Below are 19,729 nucleotides of genomic sequence, written 5' to 3' on the forward strand. Positions count from 1 at the left end.
TTATTATCTACTGCGCCTCCAACTGGTGTTTTAGATAGGTAACGTGTTCCGATATAACCAGTTTGACCGTTGTAGTTAATTTTGCTCCATCCAGAGTTTTCAGAGATTACTTGAACCTTCTGTCCTTGTGGAAGTGCACCTATGATTCTATAATTTGTACCTTCGCCGCTACGTACATTTAGTGCAGAAGCATTAATGTAGTAGTCGCCAATTGCACCTTGGTTAGGTTTTTCAGGTTGTTTTGGTTGCTCAGGAGTAGTAGTACCACCTTTAACGAATTTTACAAATTCGCTACTAACAAAGCCTGTTTTTCCTTGGTAATTTACTTTAAACCAACCGTTTTCAGATCCAACTACGTTTAATGTTGTACCGTTTAAAACACCACCAATTACACTATGGTAAGCGGCAGGGCCTGTACGAACACGTAAAGATGTAGCGTTAACCACGTAAGAACCGCCAGTTTGAATAGTTCCATTATTATTGTTTTGCTCTTGTTTGTTGCCTTCTGTAACGTTTTCGTTAGAACCGCCTTTTGTTACGTAGTCTTTGCTTATATAAGCAGTTTGTCCTGCGTAATTGATTTTGAACCAATCTTGAACTTCGCCAACAACTTGTACTACTTGTCCTTTTGTAACAGAACCTACAGTTGTGTGAGAAGTACTAGGACCTGTACGAACACGAAGGGAAGATACATTTACTGTATAGTTTCCGCTTGCTGGTTTTACTTCTTGGTTGTTATTGTTATTATTCGTATTGTTGTTTGAAGAACCCGCATTAGAAGAAACGCCAGATACGAATTCGCCACTTACATAACCTACTTGTCCATTATGGTTAATTTTCACCCAACCATTTTCTTGTCCAATTACGTTTAATGTTTGTCCTGCATATACACGTCCAGAAACAGAACTAGAAGTGTTAGGAGCTGTACGTACACGTAATACATCAGCAGTAACTTTATTGTTTCCGCCTGTGCTTACATTGTTGTTTGTTGCTCCACTTTTTGATACAAATTCGCCACTAACAAAGCCTGTTTTTCCGTTAATGTTAATTTTGAACCAACCATTTTCTTCGCCAATCACGTTTAGTGATTGACCGTTATAAACGCGTGAGATGATGTCGTGAGAAGTGCTTGATCCCGCACGAACATGTAATACGCTCGCGTTTACCTTATAAGATGAGTCGTTTGATGCAGAAGCTTGGACAGTTGTAGCAGCTTTTTGTGTATTTTGTTCAGGTGCAGCTTGAACACTATCAAGTGTAGGTGCTGCTCCTCCTGCTACAGACACTGCCGCAAGACCGGCAAGATACTTTTTCATAATTTGTCGATTCCTTTCTGTCTGTAATGTAGTGAAGAAATATTTACCAACTGTTAAAAATTCTAAAGAGCATGTCGATTACTGTCAAGACTTATGTAGGAATCTGAATATGACAAAAAGATTACAAAAAAAAATCAAGGCATAAATTTACACCTTGATTTCCATTTAAATGTATATATTGAATATGAAAGGACAGAAATTATTCGTGTTTAAGAAGATGCCATATTGGATTGTAACAAGATTTGATTAAAAGATTTTTGCAGTTTTTTGGTGATAGGCCCAACTTGCCCATCTTGAATCGCGGTTCCATCAAGGTGGGTCATTGGTAAAATTTCAATCGTTGTGCCTGTAAAAAAGCATTCATCTGCTTGATAAACGTCACGAACGCTGAAAAGTTCTTCCTGTACAGGAATGTGAAGAGTATTCGCTAAAGAAAGGACATATTGACGAATAATGCCATTTAGAATAAGGTGATTGGCTGGATGTGTGTAAAGAGTTCTGTTTTTAATTAAAAAGAAGTTGGAATGGCTTCCTTCCGTTACGATACCATTCCTTATGAGAAGTGCCTCTTTACAGCCTTTACGTTCAGCTTTCGTAGCAGCTAGTACGTTTGGTAATAAATTTAATGATTTAATGTCACAGCGTAGCCATCGAGTATCGGGTTCTGATATAGCGCGTATACCATATTCAATCCATAATGCTGGTCTTTCTTTTTTTGTAATATAGGCATAAATTGTCGGAGGGGTGTCATATGAAAATACATGTGTGCGAGCTTGTACACCGCGAGATACTTGCAAATAAATTGTGCCATCTTCGTGGAAATGGTTTCGTTCAATTAATTTGTAAAGTAAAGTGATGAGTTCAGCTTTTGAGAAAGGGAGCGATAATTCTACTTCTTCCATGGATCGATATAATCTTGTTATGTGCGGATCTAATAAGTGAAAGTTCCCTTTATATAGGCGAATAACCTCGTAGACACCATCTCCGAATTGCAAACCTCTTTCTTCAAGTTCTATGTACGTTTGTTGTTTTGTTGTATCAATAACTTCATCATTCCAAAGTACAAATTTTTCGTATGCCAATTTCCGTCCCATCCTTTCGTAAGTACGTAAATAACGTGAAACTTTCATTCATGCGAGATAAAAATCACTATAGTAATTTTTATGTAAGCAATTCTCTATATATGACCGTATATGTATTTGTAAATCATAGAGAAGTAAGGACGATTTCCCCCGCATTAACGGGCTGATTAAAGTTTCACTTTACAGCATTTTGTATATACAAATTCGAAAATAAGAAATGAGAATCCTGCTTTTAAATAAAAAAAAGCAACATTCTTATGGAATGCTGCACAAGGAGGGTAGCTATCTTTCATAGGGACATTGTCTCGTTGAATGCTTTGTGTATGGAAACAAAACATGTTGAAAGACAATTATAAGAAAGTAGAAACAAGAGATTTACACATTTCTTTAAGGGATCTTACGAAAGATGAGAGGTAAGAAATATGTAGAACCTTGTTTACATATTTTATTATAGAGATTCTTCATTAACCCTATGTGAATATTTGGTAAAGGTTATGTAATTTTAAAGTTAATGAATATAAGCAGTTGTATGGAAGAAAATAAAAAAAGAGGCTGAGATTACTCAGCGCTCTTCTTTTCTTCTTTAATAGCTGTTTTTACTTCACCAGTTTTGATCTTATTACTTTCAGAGAAGCGAAGTAAGTCACCTTCAATGATTTTATCAGACATGTGCAATTCATTTTGGGCACGATCAATTAGTGGTTGAGATTCTTCTTTCGGTAATTGTACAACTTCGCCAGTAGCACGGTCGTAGAATGTACTGTTTGTGTACATGTATTTATCTGTAATGAAGCTACCGTCACGAAGAACAACAAATCCTTTATTATCAGGTGAGAATACATCATGACCGAATCGAACGTCATTTGTAGAATCTACACCAAGTAAGTTTAGAATAGTTGGTTTAATATCAATTTCACCAGTTGGTTTCGAAATTGTTTTACCTTCTTTTTGACCTGGAACGTGAATAAACATCGGTGTTTTTTGTAAGTTCATATGGTCAAATGCAGTGATTTCTTCTTTTCCTAAGAACTGTGCCATTGCACGGTTATGGTTTTCAGAAATACCGTAGTGGTCACCGTAGAATACGATTACTGAGTTGTCGTAAATACCTTCTGCTTTTAGACGCTCAATAAAGTGTTTCATTGCTTCGTCTAAGTAACGAGCAGTTACCATGTAACGGTCAAATACTCCATCACCAGAATTATATTCGTCGATTAATTTTGTACTGTCATCGTAAGTGAATGGGTAATGATTCGTTAAAGTAAGGAAGCGAGTATAGAATGGTTGCTTCACTTCTTTCAACATATCAATAGATTGATCGAAGTATTCGATATCTTTTAATCCCCAGTTTAATTTTGTTTCCGGCGTAATCTTGTAATCAAGCTCGTTGTAGTAACGATCATAACCAAGTGCTGGATACATAATGTTACGGTTCCAGAATGTTGCGTTGTTTGCGTGGAATACCGACGTGTGATACCCTTGCTGACGTAAAATTTCTGGAGTTGCTGTATATTCATTGTTACCGTGTGTGAAGAATACAGCACCGCGGTCTAGTGGATATAAAGAAGTATCTACTAGGAATTCAGCATCAGATGTTTTACCTTGCCCAGTTTGATGGAAGAAGTTATCAAAGTAATAACTTTCTTTCGTAAATTGGTTTAAGAACGGTGTAACTTCTTGTCCGTTAACTGTTGCGCCAATTAAGAATGTTTGTAATGACTCAAGAGAGACAACAATTACGTTTTTCCCTTTTGCAGTACCGAACATATTTGGATCTGGTTTACTTTGTGTTGTTTTCACGTAGTTTTCTGTTTCTTGTAATTTACTACCGTCAGCGAATGCTTTTTGTGAACTTGATTTCGCTTGTAAGCCAAGATCGTATACTTGGTGTACATATAATCCTAAGTTTTTAACAAGCATAACGCGGTCGAATGAACGTGTTAATAGTTCTGGGCGTTCAGCTTCTGCAAGTCCTAAGTTTGCGAAGAAAATAGCAACTGTTGATACGAAGTATAGAGAACGCATCGGGCGTGCTACACGCTCTGTAGGTGCAAAGTTTTTCATTTTCTTCAATAGAACGAAGAATACGATAATGTCTGCGAATGCAAGAATAATTTTGTAGTTAAATAATTCTTTCACACTAGAACCTAAACTTCCGAAGTTAGATGTTTGTCCGAGTACTGGTAAAGTAACGAAGTCATTGTAGAATCCGTAGAACATTACGTTACCAACAAGAACGATTGTTAAGACAAAGTTAATTCCAAGTGCTATATAGTTACGTTTTTTCCCTTTTGCAAATAATGCAAGACCAACAAGCAGTAATGATGCTGCTAATGGGCTAAGGAATAAAATGAATTCTTGCATGAAAGATTCAAGTTTTAAATCAAAGCTTGTGCGTGTAATAATGTAAGTTTTCAGCCATAAGGCTAAAGCTACGAATACAGTGAAACGCACATTTTGAAATTGCGATTTCAAGGTTTCTTTCATTCATTTCCACCCTTTCTCTATCAGGCTTGGTCGATTTTGGAGCGAAAAATGCTAAAATAAAAAATACATAGTTTTCTTGGCCATAATTAAAGGTTCTATATTCACCCATATACGACTATAACTATGCATACCCTTTTGGTTTCTTTTGTTGCTCATAAGCATAACGTCATTTCTGTATTATACAACAAAATTCATTTCTGAGAAACACTATAACATTTTACATTTTTTGTATAAGATTTGTCACTACCAGAGAAAACTTTAACATTCGTTTATATGTCCGTCAACTAGAAAATATAACAAAGATAGAGCAGAATGTTAAGTGGAAGTGAAAATTTCTTTGTTGAGAAATAAGAAACGAAGATGGATAAGGGTTATCTAGAAATCTATTATATGAAGGAAATCGTGTAAAAATTAACGAACACTTGTTCTTTTTTGGTTTGTTTGTTACAATGAAAGTTCATTGATAGGTTTTGTGTAATTTCCATGAACTTTTACTGATAACATATTGTAGCTTATTTCTTTTTAAAAATAGGGAGGCTTTTACATGAAACAAAAATTTTCAGTTGAAGCGTTTTGGAAGAAAGTAAAACATGTTGCAAAGCAAGCAGGGCAGTCGGTCATTTATACAAGTTTATTACTGTTTTACGTTTTGCAAAGACCCGATGTTCCAAAACGAGTGAAAATTATTGTAATTGGAGCACTTGCTTATTTTATTGCACCGATTGATGCGATTCCAGATTTCATTGCTGGAATTGGCTATACGGATGATTTAGGGGCGTTAACGGCCGCACTAATACAGGTGTCGTTATACGTCAATGAAGATGTGAAAGATAAGGCACGAGTGAAGTTGGCAGAATGGTTTGGTTCGGATATAGACACAACATTTATCGATCAGAAATTAGGTCAATAGGTGAAATCTGTCATAAGGTGACAGGACGAACGTAAGCGAGGAAGTGCATTATGCCATCAGGAAGAACGCATACGAAAATAAACTTAATATCCCTTCCGGTTGTTTTGTTTTTGCTCTTTTCGTATGGATTAACAAATTTTGATTTTTTATTAACTTTTGCAATTGGTTTTTTAGTAGGTACTTCATTTTTAACACCAGATTTAGATACGTACAGTAATGCTTATAACAAATGGGGTTTCTTACGTATATTTTGGTATCCTTATAAGAAAGTAATGCCACATCGATCTTTCTTTACGCATACGATTATACTTGGTGATGTGATTCGTATTGCGTACATGTTAATCGTCTTTTCTCCATTTTTATTCCTATTAAATGTAATCGCACTGGATGGTAATTTAATAGAAATTGCGAAGAAACATGAGGTTGAAATTGTAACGTTCTTAATGGGAATTGTTGTGGCAAGTACGCTCCACATTATAGCGGATAAGGTGAATACGCGCCGAAAGAAAATGATGAGAAAAAAGAAGAAACGCAGAAGATAAAGTAACTAATCGGGAAAAGGACCCTTGCAATTTGCAAGGGTCCTTTTTTAAACAAACGTTTGTTTAAAATTAAGCTTTCAGTACTTTAATTCCTTTTACAATGTTCCAGATGAAGTAGTATAAGCTGATGATTCCGCAAATAGCTAAGACAATCATTGCTCCAATTCCAAGTGTTACATCTGGTTGGTCAGATCCTATGCCCATAATTCCTAAAATGGTTAAGCCGATAAATGTAGCGATACTTGGAATGATGTGTGTCCATAGAGCACGTTTTGCGTGTGGCTTTGTTTCAGCGTCTCCTACAATCCAAACGATAATGGGGAATAAGATAGGGGCAAATAGTACACTAAAGTATGATAACGCAGCTAATATTTTATTTCCGTTCATATATATCACCTCATGAATAATGTCTGTTGTTATACTATTATTATGCAATAATTTAGGTAAGCTTTCTATCGATGAACATTACAAGAACATGACGATTTTGTAAGATTTTTTTGTTAAATGATAAAATTTTCAAAAAAATCTTTTTTAATGGAAATTGTTATGGTACAGTATAAATGGAAGTTGTTGAAAACGTTTTCTTAAACGTTTTTTATTTTTAGGCTTAAAGGTATGATGACCTGATAGTCTATTGATAAGATTGTATTTATTTAAAAGGGGATTCTTTAGGGGGAGAGGACAATGAACACATGGACACAAGTTTATGATCCGTTCGGTAATATTTGGATTTCAGCAGCGGTAGCACTTATTCCGATTATCTTTTTTTTCTTAGCTTTAGCGGTTTTTCGCATGAAGGGGTATGTGGCAGGATTTATTACAGTTGTACTTACAGTTTTAGTAGCATTATTCGCTTATAAAATGCCGTTCACGATGGCAATGGCAGCAACCGGGTACGGTTTTTTGTACGGGTTATGGCCAATTGCTTGGATTATCATTATGTCGGTATTTTTATATAAAATTTCTGTAAAAACAGGTCAATTCGATGTGATTCGTGCATCGGTATTATCGATTACGAACGATCATCGTTTACTCGTTATTTTAATTGGATTTTCATTCGGAGCATTTTTAGAAGGAGCGGCAGGGTTTGGAGCGCCAGTAGCGATTACAGCAGCGCTTCTTGCTGGTCTTGGGTTAAATCCTTTATACGCAGCAGGTCTTTGTTTAATTGCAAATACTGCACCAGTGGCGTTCGGAGCGATGGGAATTCCGATTACAGTTGCTGGACAAGTAACAGGTATTGATCCACATAAAATTGGACAAATGGCTGGGCATCAATTACCGTTCCTATCATTATTTGTTCCATTCTTTATCGTATTTTTAATGGATGGATTTAAAGGGGTAAGACAAACGTGGCCTGCGTTACTTGTAGCAGGTAGTTCATTTGCGATTACGCAGTTCATTACAGCGACGTTCTTAGGACCGGAACTTCCGGATATTACGTCAGCACTTGTAAGTTTAGTGAGTTTAGCACTGTTCTTAAAAGTTTGGCAGCCGAAAGAAATTTATCAATCCGGGCAAGCAAATAATGAGGTAGCAGCAACAACGACAGCAGCATCGATGCCGAAATTAACGTTTGGAAAAGTAGTGAAGGCATGGTCCCCATTTATCGTATTAACGGTTATGGTAGTCATTTGGAGCCAAAATTTCTTTAAGGCATTATTTGCTCCAGGAGGGGCTTTAGAAAGTCTTGTATTTAAGTTTGAAATTCCAGGTCTGCATAATCTAGTAATGAAAGCAGAGCCAATTGTAAATAAACCAACGCCTTACGAGGCAATTCTAAAGTTTGATGTATTATCGGCAACTGGAACAGCGATTTTAATTGCTTGTATCATTTCCATGTTTATTTTGAAAATGAATGTAAAAGATGCAGTAGTGACATTTAAAGAAACGTTAAACGAATTAAAAATGCCAATTCTATCTATCGGATTTGTACTAGGGTTTGCATTTATCGCAAACTATTCTGGCCTATCTTCTACGTTAGCGTTAGCATTAGCTGGAACAGGCGGACTATTCCCGTTCTTCTCACCATTCTTAGGCTGGATTGGCGTATTCTTAACAGGGTCTGATACGTCTGCGAATGCACTGTTCTCGAATTTACAAGCCATTACAGCGCAGCAAGTCGGCGTATCTGAAGTGCTTCTCGTTGCAGCAAATACAACAGGCGGTGTAACAGGTAAAATGATTTCCCCGCAGTCGATTGCCATCGCTTGTGCAGCAGTTGGTCTTGCTGGAAAAGAATCGGATTTGTTCCGTTTTACAGTGAAGCATAGTTTATTCTTCGTAATTATTGTTGGTATTATGACGTATGTACAGGCATATTATTTAACGTGGATGATTCCATAAAAAACAAAAGAAATAAACTTTGAATTTTTCAGATTATAGTGTATGATGGGAAAGTATTGAAAATTAAATCAGTGATAAACTAGGGGTGCCTAACGTATGCGTAGGCTGAGAGAGAAGCGCGTGAACTTCTTAACCCTTTGGACCTGATCTGGCTCGTACCAGCGTAGGGAAGTTAACGGCTTTACATAATGATGTCTTTATGAGCCAGGTCCTTATTTTTTTATGGACCTGGCTCTTTTTATTTTGGCATGCGCTGGCCATATCTTGTCCTTGTCACGAACAGGGGGGCAACAAAATTTATGAAACAATCTGTTTCAGCTGAGCAAATTGAATTGAAATCGAGTTTACCAGGGAGTAAGAAAGTATATGTGGATGGACCACGAGAAGGTATGAAAGTGCCGATGCGTGAGATTGAACAAAGCGAAACGAATGGCGTCCCAAATCCACCAATCCGTGTGTATGATACGAGCGGTCCTTATACAGATCCTGCGTATAAGGTCGAGCTGGAAAAAGGCATTCCAACGCCGCGCCACTCCTGGATTATGGGGCGTGGTGATGTAGAAGCATACGAAGGGCGTGAAGTAAAACCAGAGGATGACGGTGTGAAAGTGGCTTCGAAACATACACCTGTTTTCCCGCAAATGGATCGTAAGCCGCTTAGAGCAAAGCAAGGTGCAAATGTTACGCAAATGCACTATGCACGTAATGGCATTATTACGTCTGAGATGGAGTATGTTGCGATTCGTGAAGGGGTAGAGCCGGAGTTTGTTCGTAAGGAAATCGCAGAAGGCCGCGCTATTTTACCAGCGAATATTAATCATCCAGAAGCTGAACCGATGATTATCGGGCGTAACTTCCATGTGAAGGTCAATGCAAATATCGGAAACTCTGCTGTATCTTCTTCTATTGCAGAAGAAGTAGAGAAGATGACGTGGGCTACTCGCTGGGGTGCAGATACGATTATGGATTTATCTACAGGTAAAAATATTCATACGACGCGTGAGTGGATTATTCGTAACGCGCCTGTACCAGTTGGAACTGTACCGATCTATCAAGCGCTGGAAAAAGTAAACGGAATTGCAGAAGATTTAACGTGGGAAGTATATCGTGATACGTTAATTGAGCAGGCGGAGCAAGGCGTTGATTACTTTACGATTCACGCTGGTGTATTGCTTCGTTACATTCCAATCACGGCAAAGCGTACGACAGGTATCGTTTCACGCGGTGGTTCGATTATGGCGCAGTGGTGTTTATTCCATCATAAAGAAAACTTCCTATATACTCATTTTGAAGAGATTTGTGAAATTATGAAACAGTACGATGTTTCGTTCTCTCTTGGAGATGGATTACGTCCAGGGTCTATTGCAGATGCAAATGATGAAGCACAGTTTTCTGAGCTTGAAACACTTGGTGAATTAACCAAAATTGCTTGGAAACATGATGTGCAAGTTATGATCGAAGGACCTGGACACGTACCGATGCACTTAATTAAAGAGAATATGGAGAAAGAGCTTGATATTTGTCAGGGCGCGCCGTTTTACACACTTGGGCCACTAACGACAGATATTGCACCAGGTTATGACCATATTACATCGGCGATTGGAGCTGCGATGATCGGTTGGTTTGGAACGGCGATGCTTTGTTATGTAACGCCGAAAGAACATTTAGGTTTACCGAATAAAGATGATGTACGCACGGGTGTTATTACGTACAAAATTGCAGCGCATGCGGCTGATCTTGCGAAAGGACATAAAACGGCTCATCAGCGTGATGATGCACTTTCAAAAGCACGCTTCGAATTCCGTTGGCGCGATCAATTTAATCTATCTTTAGATCCTGAACGTGCGATGGAATATCACGATGAAACGTTGCCTGCAGAAGGGGCAAAGACAGCTCACTTCTGTTCAATGTGTGGACCGAAGTTTTGTAGTATGAGAATTTCACATGATATTCGTGAATATGCAAAAGAAAATGATTTAGAAACGACAGAAGCAATTGAAAAAGGAATGAAAGAGAAAGCAGAAGAATTTAAAGAAGCTGGTAGTCATTTATATCAATAACACGTTACACCTCTTTACTTGATTGATCACACTGTAGTACCTAACTTTATTATAGAAGAATCCCCATTTGCTAAGACGGTAGCAAATGGGGATTCTGTTGTTTATCCCGCTATTTGTGGGCAGTAAGACCCCCACCTCAAAATTCAGCGGAAGCAAAGAAGTTAGGTGGGGGTCGGGCTGCCCGTAAAAGCCCGATTGGTTAGGGCTAATAATCAGTGGGGGATGAACAAAACCCCCACTGATTAAAGTTTCACTTTATAAGGCAAAGAAGAGGTGTACCCAGTAGAATAAGAGGAATAGTGTGACGACTGTTGTGAGCGGGATAACGATAAGGGATACACTTAAATAGTCTTTCCATTTTACTTTAATTTTGTTTTGTTTCAGAATATACATCCAAATGAGTGAAGCTAGCGTACCAATTGGTAGTAATAGTGAACCGATGTCACTACCAATGATGTTTGCGAGATAGATTGTTTTTAATGTGACTGGATCTAGTCCCATTTCTGTTAATGTGATCGTACCAATCATAAGGGCAGGATGGTTATTGAAGACGTTAGAGAGGATGGATACAAGTCCGCCCATCGCAAAGCTAGCATAGAGTAGATGCTGATTCACAACTGGCTCGAGCCATTGTACAAGTGCAGCTGTTAATCCTGCGTTGTGGAGTCCGTAAATAATGACGTACATAGAGAAGGCGAAAATTAAAATGTGCCACGGTGTCTTTTTCAAAATGTCGACAGGATTTGTTCGTAAGTAGTCCCATCTCCAAATGAGAAGAACGAGTGAACCGAGTACCGCAACGATTTCAATTGGTATGGATAAGAAGGATGCAACGAATAGAAGACAGCGCATAAGGAAGACAAAACCTAATACTTTTAACATGAATCTTGTCCGTTTTTGTTTCGTATCAACAGAATTATTTCCTTTTAGTGGATGGAAGTTTTTCGTGAAAAAAATTTCTTCAATATCATATGAAGAAACAGGTAATTTTTTCGGAAGTTTTTTCTTCAAAACTGTATACATGAGCCATGACATAAATAATAAGCCTAATGTTGCAGGTACAAACATCATAGCAGTATGCATATAAAGAGTCATATTAACGATATTTAATGCAATTAAGTTTACGATATTACTTACACCAATTGGTGCACTAGACGCAGTAGCGATTAAAGCGCCACTTAATAAATAAGGAATTTGTTGATGTGGTTTTAATTGAAGGTTTTTTAGAAGAAGAATTAAAATTGGAGTTGTAATTAAAATACTGCCGTCGTTATTAAATAAAAGAGTCATAAGAAAACATAGTAATTGAATATACCAGTATAAACGGTGACCGGACCCTTTTGCTAAATTTGCTAGTTTCGCTGCGGACCAATGGAAGAAGCCGAAGCTTTCTAATATAACTGCCATAACAATAGTCGCTAATATTGTTATGGAGGCTCCTCCTATTTTACTAACAATATCTATGACGTCTGGTTTTGACACAAGTCCAGTAATTAGGATAATGCCAGCACCGATTGCTGCTGGCCACGCCTCATTTAAACCTCGAGGCCGCCAAAAGATAACAATCATTGTTAAGAAGAATACAATAATAGTAATCCATATTTCAATGCTCATATTTTGCCTACCTTTCTATTTTCCCTTAAACAGATGTAGCTTGTCTCAAGTTTATATTGGTAGTATATTCAGCAAAAAATAAGAAGAACTAGACGTATAACGAGATGAAGCGAATATGTGTTTTTCATGCTAAAGGACAAGTGTCACTAGTAGTGAAATAACTATTGTGATAGGAGTCTATAAATTGATTGGGCAGTAAGGTAGGAAATGAGATTTATATCGGAAATTTTTAAAATATATCGACTTAACGACAAAATATAACAAGAGGAGTCTATCCCAAAATACCTTTTGGAACAGACTCCAAGGCTATATTATTTTTCCTTCAAAAAAGTACGATCCTTCAAGAATAAATTCCAGAAGAAAATAAATCCTGGTAATAAAATTGCAATCCCAATTGCGTATAGAATGAGCAGTGCATAGAACGTTTCTTTCGTTGTAAAGCTTGTAAATACAGTTACGTCAGGGTAAATAATATACGGTAAATGCGCGACCCCGTAAGCATAGCTTGCAAATGCATATTGAGCGACGACAGCTAAAACAGCAATGCGAGGGAATCCTAGTGTGTTATACTTCTTGTTTGTCCACCAAAGGGACGAGTATCCGATAACGAATAGAACAATAGAAACTGTAAACCATGGGAATTGCTTTATTAATCCTTGCATAAGCCAATGTGTTTCTGGATCCATTACAACGAGAGCGATAATCGCCGTAACAAGTGTTGCAGGGCCAAGTATGATGGCATTCCTTCTATAAAGTTTGTATGCATCTTCTGAACCTTGCTCTCTCGCAAAATCAGCAAGAAAGAGAGAGGAGAGAAATAGTTCAGACGTTAGTCCGAAGAGCATATAACAATAGATAACCGGGCTAGAAAGAAGTTTTCCATACAGGAGTACTTCTCTTCCTTCAGACATTGTAATATACGCTCCCTCTGTAACGGGTAAAACGGTAATTAATAGTGCTGGAATTAAGAGACCAGTAATACCTGAAATAACCCGAAGAAGGTACTGATATTTTGGCAAGGAGTAAGCAAATACCATAAATGTACTACGTACTGCAACGAGTACTAAAATTAACATAACTGGTACGAACATAACGGTTGCAAGAGTAAAGGCCGCTTTCGGAAAGAAGCCGAGAAATGCGACAACGACGAAAACGAGAAACGTATTTGTTAATTCCCAAGTTGGTGATAAGTACCGATTGGCAAGTTTGGCAGCGAGCGTTGGATGTTTTGCGTATACCATGCCCCAAAAACCAGCTCCAAAATCGATGGACCCTAATATACTGTATACGAAAATAAGGGCCCATAAGATGATGATTGCAATACTTTCCTCATGCACGAGAATCGCCTCCTTGGTGTTGTAAATCATTCTTTAATGGATGTCTTCTAAAGAATGTCCGTAGAACAAAGACTGTTAAAATAGCGAGTCCAATATATAAAATGATGAATAAAACAAATAAAGGACCGACGAAATCAGCGCGAGTAGAAGCATCGACTGTACGTTGCATACCATAAATTGTCCATGGCTGACGACCGCTACAACTGAAAATCCATCCGAATTCAATACCGAGCATCATAATTGGTCCGCATGCGGCAGCCCCCCAAAGTAGCCACTTCGGTAGTTCTGTCCCCTTTTTTCGGTAAACGAAGTACCAATATAAGAGAGCAATTGCTGCAACTGCAAAGGTAAACGCAGCAGTGCCGACCATTAAGTTGAACAGTGTATGTGTATAAAATGGTGGCCATGTTTCTTGTGGGAATTCATTTAGACCTTTTACGACAGTGCTAGGGTCTAGTCCCACTAATAAGCTAAGCATGTTTGGAATTTCAAGTGCATAGTTTAGTTCAAGCGTATTAGGATCCACAATCCCGCCAATGGATAGCGGTGCGTGTGATGTCGTTTCAAATAAAGCTTCAGCAGATGCAAGTTTTTCAGGTGAGTGTTTATGTAGGGCGATTGCCGATTCGTGCCCTGAAAGCCACATCGTAGCGCCTGTAATAAATGTCACGACAAGCCCTAATAGTAGCCCCTTTTTATGATAAGCAATTTCACGTGTACTTAAATTTTTCTTCAATAATTTAAATCCAGCGATAGAAGCAATGACAGCCGCACCAGTTGCATAAGCCGTAATAACGACATGGAATGCACTTGTGCCAAAACTCGGATTAAAGAAAGCTTTCCAAGGATCAACGTTAAAAACAGATCCATCTGGATTCATTGAAAATCCTGCTGGTGTATTCATCCATGTATTTGCTGATGTAATAAGAACGGCGGATGCCGTGGCACCAAGCATGACGAAAAATAGCGAGATTAATCTCATAAATGGAGGAAGTTTATCGGCTGCATATACGTAAATCGACATGAATAAAGCCTCCAAAAAGAAGGCAAAAATCTCAATTTGGAAGGGAACAGAAATAACTTGCCCAACAATTTTGGCAAAACCAGGCCAAAGAAGTGAGATTTGCACACCGACAATTGTTCCAGTTGGAATTGCTACACCGAGAAGAATAGCAAACGCCTTTGTCCATCTTTTCGCCATAATGGCATAGTCGGAGTCTTTCTTCCAGTGATAGAGTATTTCGCTTATAAAAATCATCAATGAAAGTCCAACGCCAAGTGTTGCAAAGATAATGTGGAATGCTAATGAAGAACCAAAAAATGCTCTTGCTAATGTTACCGTATCCATATGTAAACTCCTCTTCTTTTTTGCCATTATTTTCTGATTGAATTGGAAGATTTATTCAAAAAAACTACCAAAAATATATATGTATTTAAAAAGTGAATATGATAATATAATGTTGTAATATTTTGAATAGAAAGAAATAAGTAGTTGCTTATATTTTGTTTGTTTTTTGCGCAGGAATCTTTTATAATCTTTTATGCGAACATAAGTTCTGTTTTTCGAAAAAGAAGTTTATGTGAAATGGAGAGGGTGTTTTATGTATCCTGAAGTCATTAAAAAGATGGCATTTTCAAAAGAGCATAGAGATTTATTATTGAAGCTATATAATAAAGAAATTACACGTCGTGAATATGATCGACTTGTACAATCGCTATATAAACCTTCTAAAGAGGTTTGTGGGGGATAGAAATGGGGGAGACAATCTAATAGATTGTCTTTTTTAAATTTATGTATGTTCTGATAAAATTAAGGTTAGCCTTACTAGGGAGGTGAAAAGATTGCGGAAACGTTTATATATAGGGATTGGAGTTATCTTCTTAATCGCTCTAGGTGGAATTGTATTTTGGTCAGCTTTACAAGGAAACCGTACAGAAAATTTTATTTTAAGACATATGGTGAATGAAAATGGAACGCTTGCCACGTATCGTTTAGTAGATACTAAGGCAGGTACGGGTGAAGCGAAGGGACGTGAAGCTTTATCAGAATCGGCGGGATTATGGTTACAATATACACTTGATAAAGATGACCAGGCGTTATTTGATGAGCAAGTAAAGGTTATTCAAGATAATTTCGTATATAAGAATCATATCGTTTTATGGAAACTCTCTGAAAAGGGAGAGAGGCAGTCAGCTACAAATGCACTTATAGATGATCTTCGTATTATAGAACAATTATATCGTGCTTATGAAATGTATAAGGAAGAGCGTTATAAAAACCTTGCCGATCAATTAAGTGATGCTGTACTTCGTTATAATAAAAAAGATAATTATTATGTTGATTATTATGATGCAGATGCAGGGAAACAAAATAATTTTGTAACAACATCATACATAAATCCGCGTGCATTCTCTTATATGAAGAAGTACGGTAAAGTTTCTGCTCAGCAATATCAGGAAATTGTTCAATTTTTAGCGGATTATCCAAGGCATGGCTGGGCATTCCCAAAAGAATATAAAGAAGATGGTACATTTAAGTACGATAAAGAAGTGAATCTTATTGACCAATCATACGTTGCATATCATCGAAGTTTAGGTGGTCTTTCATCAGCTGCTTATTTGGAATTTATAAAGAAGAGATTCCAGGAGGATGGAAAGCTATACGGTCGTTACAATTTAGAAACGGGAAAACAAACTGTGAATTATGAATCGCCAGCCGCGTATGGACTAACGATTTTGTACGTACTACAAACAGGTGATACAAAGTTTGCGAAGGAATTGTATGATCATATGTCCACATTCCGAAATGACAACGTATTTAGTAGATATTATGGTGGATATGTAACAGGTGAAAATAATAATACGCATATTTTTGATAATGTACTACCACTTTTAGCTGAAATGGAATTAAAAAAGAGTGACCAATAAAAGGTGCCACCATATGAGGGTGGCACCTTTTATTGGTTGATATAATTTTGCGTCCTAATATTAGAGAAGTAGTCAATCACGAATTCACGGAATTGCTGAGCTGTTTTTGATAAGTATCGCTTTTTTGACCAACTTAATCCGATGGTTCGCTTACAAGCGGGTTCAATAATACGCAACTTGTTTGCTGCTAAAGTAGAGTTTTTTAATAAAGTTAAATTTGGAACAAAAGCGATGCCGAGACCTTGCTTAATGAGGTCGCTAATCACTGTCGGTTCATCTACTTCAAAAGCAATATGCGGAGTGAAACCAGCTTCTTTACAAAATTCATCCGTTAAGTGCCGAAATCCATAGCCAGTATTCATACTAATAAACGGTTCGTCTTTTACTTCATGCAGGTGGATACTTTCGCGGTTTGATAACCGATGGCCTGAAGGAACGACTAAGAAAATTTCTTCTGTAATAAGTGGTTCCCAAACAATTTCTTCTCCTTCAACTGGTACAGAGGAAAGACAAAAGTCAATTTCCATATTTTCCAGTTGTCGTTTCATAGAAGGAGTAGACGCAAGAAATTGCTGGAATCGAACATTAGGATGTTCTCGTAAAAAAGAACCTAGTAGTTCTGGTAATATTCTTGGAATAGAAACGGCCATTGTAATAGAGCCTTGTTGTAATTCGGCTAAATCTTTAATTTCTCGTTCCCCTTCACTTAATTCATGAAAAATACGTTCTACCCGTTTTAAAAATACTTTTCCGAAAGAATTTAAAGTAATCTGTCGGCCTTGGCGATCAAATAAAGGGACGCCTAAATCCTTTTCGAGTCTAGCGATTGTTTTGCTGAGTGAAGGTTGCGCGATATGCAATTCTTCAGCTGCCTTTGTCATATGTTCTAGTCGTGCAACTGTCTGAAAGTATTTTAACTGGAGCAGTTCCATTTCGAATCTCCTTTCTATAGACCAAAAGGAATGAATTGATAATTAAAGATGTATTATACAGTATGGAAAGTGACGTGTATAGTAAATCTGTTAAACCATTGTAATGGTGTGAAATTAGGAGAAGGAGTATGTTTCATGAAAGGAATTCAACTTATATTTAAAGATTGGAAAGCGATGTGGCACCATAAACATGGACGTATCGCTTTAATTTTTTTATTAATCGTTCCGTTAATTTATTCAGGATTCTTCTTGGCTGGATATTGGGATCCGTACGGAAAATTAGATAAATTACCTGTTGCAGTTGTGAATTTAGATAAGGGTGCTGTGATGGATGAAAAAACAATTCATGCAGGAGACGATTTTGTTAAAAATTTAAAAGAGAATAAGGAACTGGCTTTTCATTTCGTATCAGAAAAAAATGCTGATGAAGGGTTAAAAGAAGATAAATATTATATGGTTGTTACGATTCCAGAGAATTTCTCTAAAAAGGTAAGTACACTTATGGATGAGAAACCAGAGCCAGCAAAGTTACAGTACAAAGTAAATCCAGGTAAAAACTTTGTAGCAGCTCAAATTGGAACGACAGCTGTTGAAAATATGAAAACAAAAATCTCAAATAGTATTACGAAATCTTATACAGAGGGTGTCTTTTCAAAGTTTCAAGATTTGGCACAAGGATTGAGTGATGCAAGTAATGGGGCTGAGAAGTTACATGAAGGAACGACCGATGCAAAAAATGGAGCGAATCAGCTTGCGGATGGTATTGATCGTTTAAGTGATGGGACATCGAAATTGAAAGAGGGAAGTGAAAAGCTTGCATCCAGTCAATCTGCTTTAACCGGGGGGGCAAATGAGCTGAGTCAAGGAGTGACATCACTTCATAGTGGTATGGAGTTATTAGCACAAGGTGAAAAAACGTTACAATCAGGAGTTAGTGAATTAAGTGCTGGTACAAATGAATGGGTGAGTGGAAGTGAGAAGCTTGCTGAAGGCCAAGTAAAAGCGGATGGTGCAGCTAATAGTGTAAAACAACAATTAGAAGAGTACGTGAAAAATCATCCAGAAGTGCAGCAAGATCCCGCTTTTCAAAAAATTGTTGCTACGTCTAATGGACTAGCTAAAGCAACAAGTACTTTAAATAATAGCCAACAACAATTGACACAAGGTGCGAAGAAGCTTACTGAGGGTCAACATAAGATTGAAGAAGGCATGAATACATTCGGAGTTAAGTTAAATGAAGCTACTGCTGGAACGAAAAAGGTAGCAGATGGTGCATCGAATTTAGCTGATGGATTTACGAAGTGGGGAAATGGATTTACAACAGTACAAGAAGGTGTAAATCAGCTTGCGAGTGGTGGAACGGAGCTGAATAACGGTGCTAGTAAATTAACAAATGGACTTGTTAAACTTGATGATGGTGCGAAAGAACTTTCTACGAAATTGGGAGAGGGCGCAGAGAAGATAGCGGATGTCCGTAATGATGATGCACGCAATACGATGTTCTCAGAGCCAGTTCAGTTAGTGAAGTCAACAGTTTCTGACGTTCCTAACTACGGTTCAGGCATTGCACCATATTTCTTATCACTTGCATTTTATGTTGGCGGAATTATGGCATCGAATATTTTACCTCTTGGCCGCAGACAAAATATGAAGGTAAGCGGAACGGTACATTTTATTAATAAATTAGGATTGGTATATTTAATTGGACTTATTCAAGCGCTACTCGTAGATGTAGTTGTGCTAGGTGTTATGAAACTAGAAGTTGCCAGTGTGCCACTTTTTGTTTTATCAAGTATTGTTATTTCCTTTACGTTCATGACATTTATTCTTATGTTAGTAACAGTATTTGGTCTTGTTGGAAAGTTCTTAGCGGTAACGCTTCTTGTCCTGCAATTAGCGACGAGTGGAGGTACTTTCCCAGGAGAATTAAACATAGCTGTGCTTAGCAAAATTGGACAGTTTCTCCCAATGTCCCATTCTCTTAGAGGATTACAAGATGTTATCTCTTTAGGAGATTGGTCGCAATTACAAATGCAAATTTTAATATTGTTATGTTATCTCGTTGTTGCCGGTGGAATTGCTTGGATCACGAGCCATATACAGCATAAAGAAACGAATGCAGAACAAGTTTCTTAAAATGAAATAAGCTATCCGATTTTTTCGGATAGCTTATTT

15 protein-coding genes and 1 riboswitch are annotated in these 19,729 nt (G+C 37.5%); of the genes, 7 read left to right on the plus strand and 8 right to left on the minus strand.

The window, feature by feature from the left end:
• The 3 genes from MR167_RS07310 to MR167_RS07320 form a co-directional block, all read right to left on the minus strand.
• Positions 1–1,316: SH3 domain-containing protein (locus MR167_RS07310; protein ID WP_242314274.1), on the minus strand; the 1,316-nt coding region annotated here is incomplete at its 3' end.
• Positions 1,317–1,525: 209 nt separating this feature from the next.
• Positions 1,526–2,410 carry a D-amino-acid transaminase gene (locus MR167_RS07315; RefSeq protein ID WP_079997269.1) on the minus strand — a complete coding sequence of 295 codons (885 nt, stop codon included), beginning with the start codon at positions 2,408–2,410 and terminating at the stop codon, positions 1,526–1,528.
• Between the two features lie 546 nt (positions 2,411–2,956).
• A complete protein-coding gene (locus MR167_RS07320; protein WP_000665344.1) occupies positions 2,957–4,885 on the minus strand; it encodes an LTA synthase family protein in 1,929 nt (642 codons plus the stop codon).
• A gap of 544 nt (positions 4,886–5,429) precedes the next feature.
• Between MR167_RS07320 and MR167_RS07325 the strand changes: the two genes are divergently transcribed.
• Positions 5,430–5,795, plus strand: coding sequence for a YkvA family protein (locus MR167_RS07325; protein ID WP_000810378.1), 366 nt, complete (start codon positions 5,430–5,432; stop codon positions 5,793–5,795).
• A 50-nt stretch (positions 5,796–5,845) separates the two neighbouring features.
• Positions 5,846–6,337 carry a metal-binding protein gene (locus tag MR167_RS07330; protein ID WP_001139059.1) on the plus strand — a complete coding sequence of 164 codons (492 nt, stop codon included), beginning with the start codon at positions 5,846–5,848 and terminating at the stop codon, positions 6,335–6,337.
• Between the two features lie 69 nt (positions 6,338–6,406).
• Here the strand turns inward: MR167_RS07330 and MR167_RS07335 are convergent, their stop codons facing one another.
• Positions 6,407–6,724 (minus strand): magnetosome magnetite crystal formation protein family, encoded by a 318-nt coding sequence (locus tag MR167_RS07335; protein WP_001014091.1) that lies wholly within the window; start codon positions 6,722–6,724, stop codon positions 6,407–6,409.
• A gap of 297 nt (positions 6,725–7,021) precedes the next feature.
• Here MR167_RS07335 and lldP point away from each other — a divergent pair, with 297 nt between their 5' ends.
• A complete protein-coding gene (lldP, locus tag MR167_RS07340) occupies positions 7,022–8,683 on the plus strand; it encodes an L-lactate permease (RefSeq protein WP_001099345.1) in 1,662 nt (553 codons plus the stop codon).
• 71 nt (positions 8,684–8,754) lie between these two features.
• A riboswitch (TPP riboswitch) is annotated at positions 8,755–8,870 on the plus strand.
• Positions 8,871–8,982: 112 nt separating this feature from the next.
• On the plus strand, positions 8,983–10,743 hold the full coding sequence (gene thiC, locus MR167_RS07345; RefSeq protein ID WP_000814477.1) for a phosphomethylpyrimidine synthase ThiC: 1,761 nt from the start codon (positions 8,983–8,985) through the stop codon (positions 10,741–10,743).
• A gap of 255 nt (positions 10,744–10,998) precedes the next feature.
• Here thiC and MR167_RS07350 read toward each other — a convergent pair whose 3' ends face one another.
• The 3 genes from MR167_RS07350 to cydA all read right to left on the minus strand — a co-directional run bounded on the left by MR167_RS07350 (position 10,999) and on the right by cydA (position 15,042).
• Positions 10,999–12,357 (minus strand): arsenic transporter, encoded by a 1,359-nt coding sequence (locus tag MR167_RS07350; protein ID WP_242314276.1) that lies wholly within the window; start codon positions 12,355–12,357, stop codon positions 10,999–11,001.
• A 311-nt stretch (positions 12,358–12,668) separates the two neighbouring features.
• The gene (locus tag MR167_RS07355; RefSeq protein WP_242314278.1) at positions 12,669–13,694 is read right to left on the minus strand and encodes a cytochrome d ubiquinol oxidase subunit II; all 1,026 of its coding nucleotides are present in this window, start codon (positions 13,692–13,694) and stop codon (positions 12,669–12,671) included.
• A complete protein-coding gene (cydA, locus tag MR167_RS07360) occupies positions 13,687–15,042 on the minus strand; it encodes a cytochrome ubiquinol oxidase subunit I (protein WP_000381974.1) in 1,356 nt (451 codons plus the stop codon). Before cydA ends, MR167_RS07355 begins: the two co-directional genes overlap by 8 nt.
• 253 nt (positions 15,043–15,295) lie before the next feature.
• Between cydA and MR167_RS07365 the strand changes: the two genes are divergently transcribed.
• Positions 15,296–15,445: a hypothetical protein gene (locus MR167_RS07365; protein WP_000283180.1), complete on the plus strand. Its 150-nt coding sequence runs from the start codon at positions 15,296–15,298 to the stop codon at positions 15,443–15,445.
• Between the two features lie 91 nt (positions 15,446–15,536).
• Entirely contained in the window at positions 15,537–16,622 is a 1,086-nt protein-coding gene (locus tag MR167_RS07370; RefSeq protein WP_001231674.1) for a hypothetical protein, read from the plus strand.
• A gap of 29 nt (positions 16,623–16,651) precedes the next feature.
• Here the strand turns inward: MR167_RS07370 and MR167_RS07375 are convergent, their stop codons facing one another.
• Entirely contained in the window at positions 16,652–17,554 is a 903-nt protein-coding gene (locus tag MR167_RS07375) for a LysR family transcriptional regulator (protein WP_000421919.1), read from the minus strand.
• Between the two features lie 135 nt (positions 17,555–17,689).
• Here MR167_RS07375 and MR167_RS07380 point away from each other — a divergent pair, with 135 nt between their 5' ends.
• Positions 17,690–19,690 carry a YhgE/Pip domain-containing protein gene (locus MR167_RS07380; RefSeq protein WP_000676322.1) on the plus strand — a complete coding sequence of 667 codons (2,001 nt, stop codon included), beginning with the start codon at positions 17,690–17,692 and terminating at the stop codon, positions 19,688–19,690.
• Positions 19,691–19,729: the final 39 nt, after the last annotated feature.

It is taken from the genome of Bacillus cereus group sp. BfR-BA-01355, assembly GCF_022663675.1.
GTDB classification, from domain to species: Bacteria; Bacillota; Bacilli; order Bacillales; family Bacillaceae_G; genus Bacillus_A; species Bacillus_A thuringiensis_S.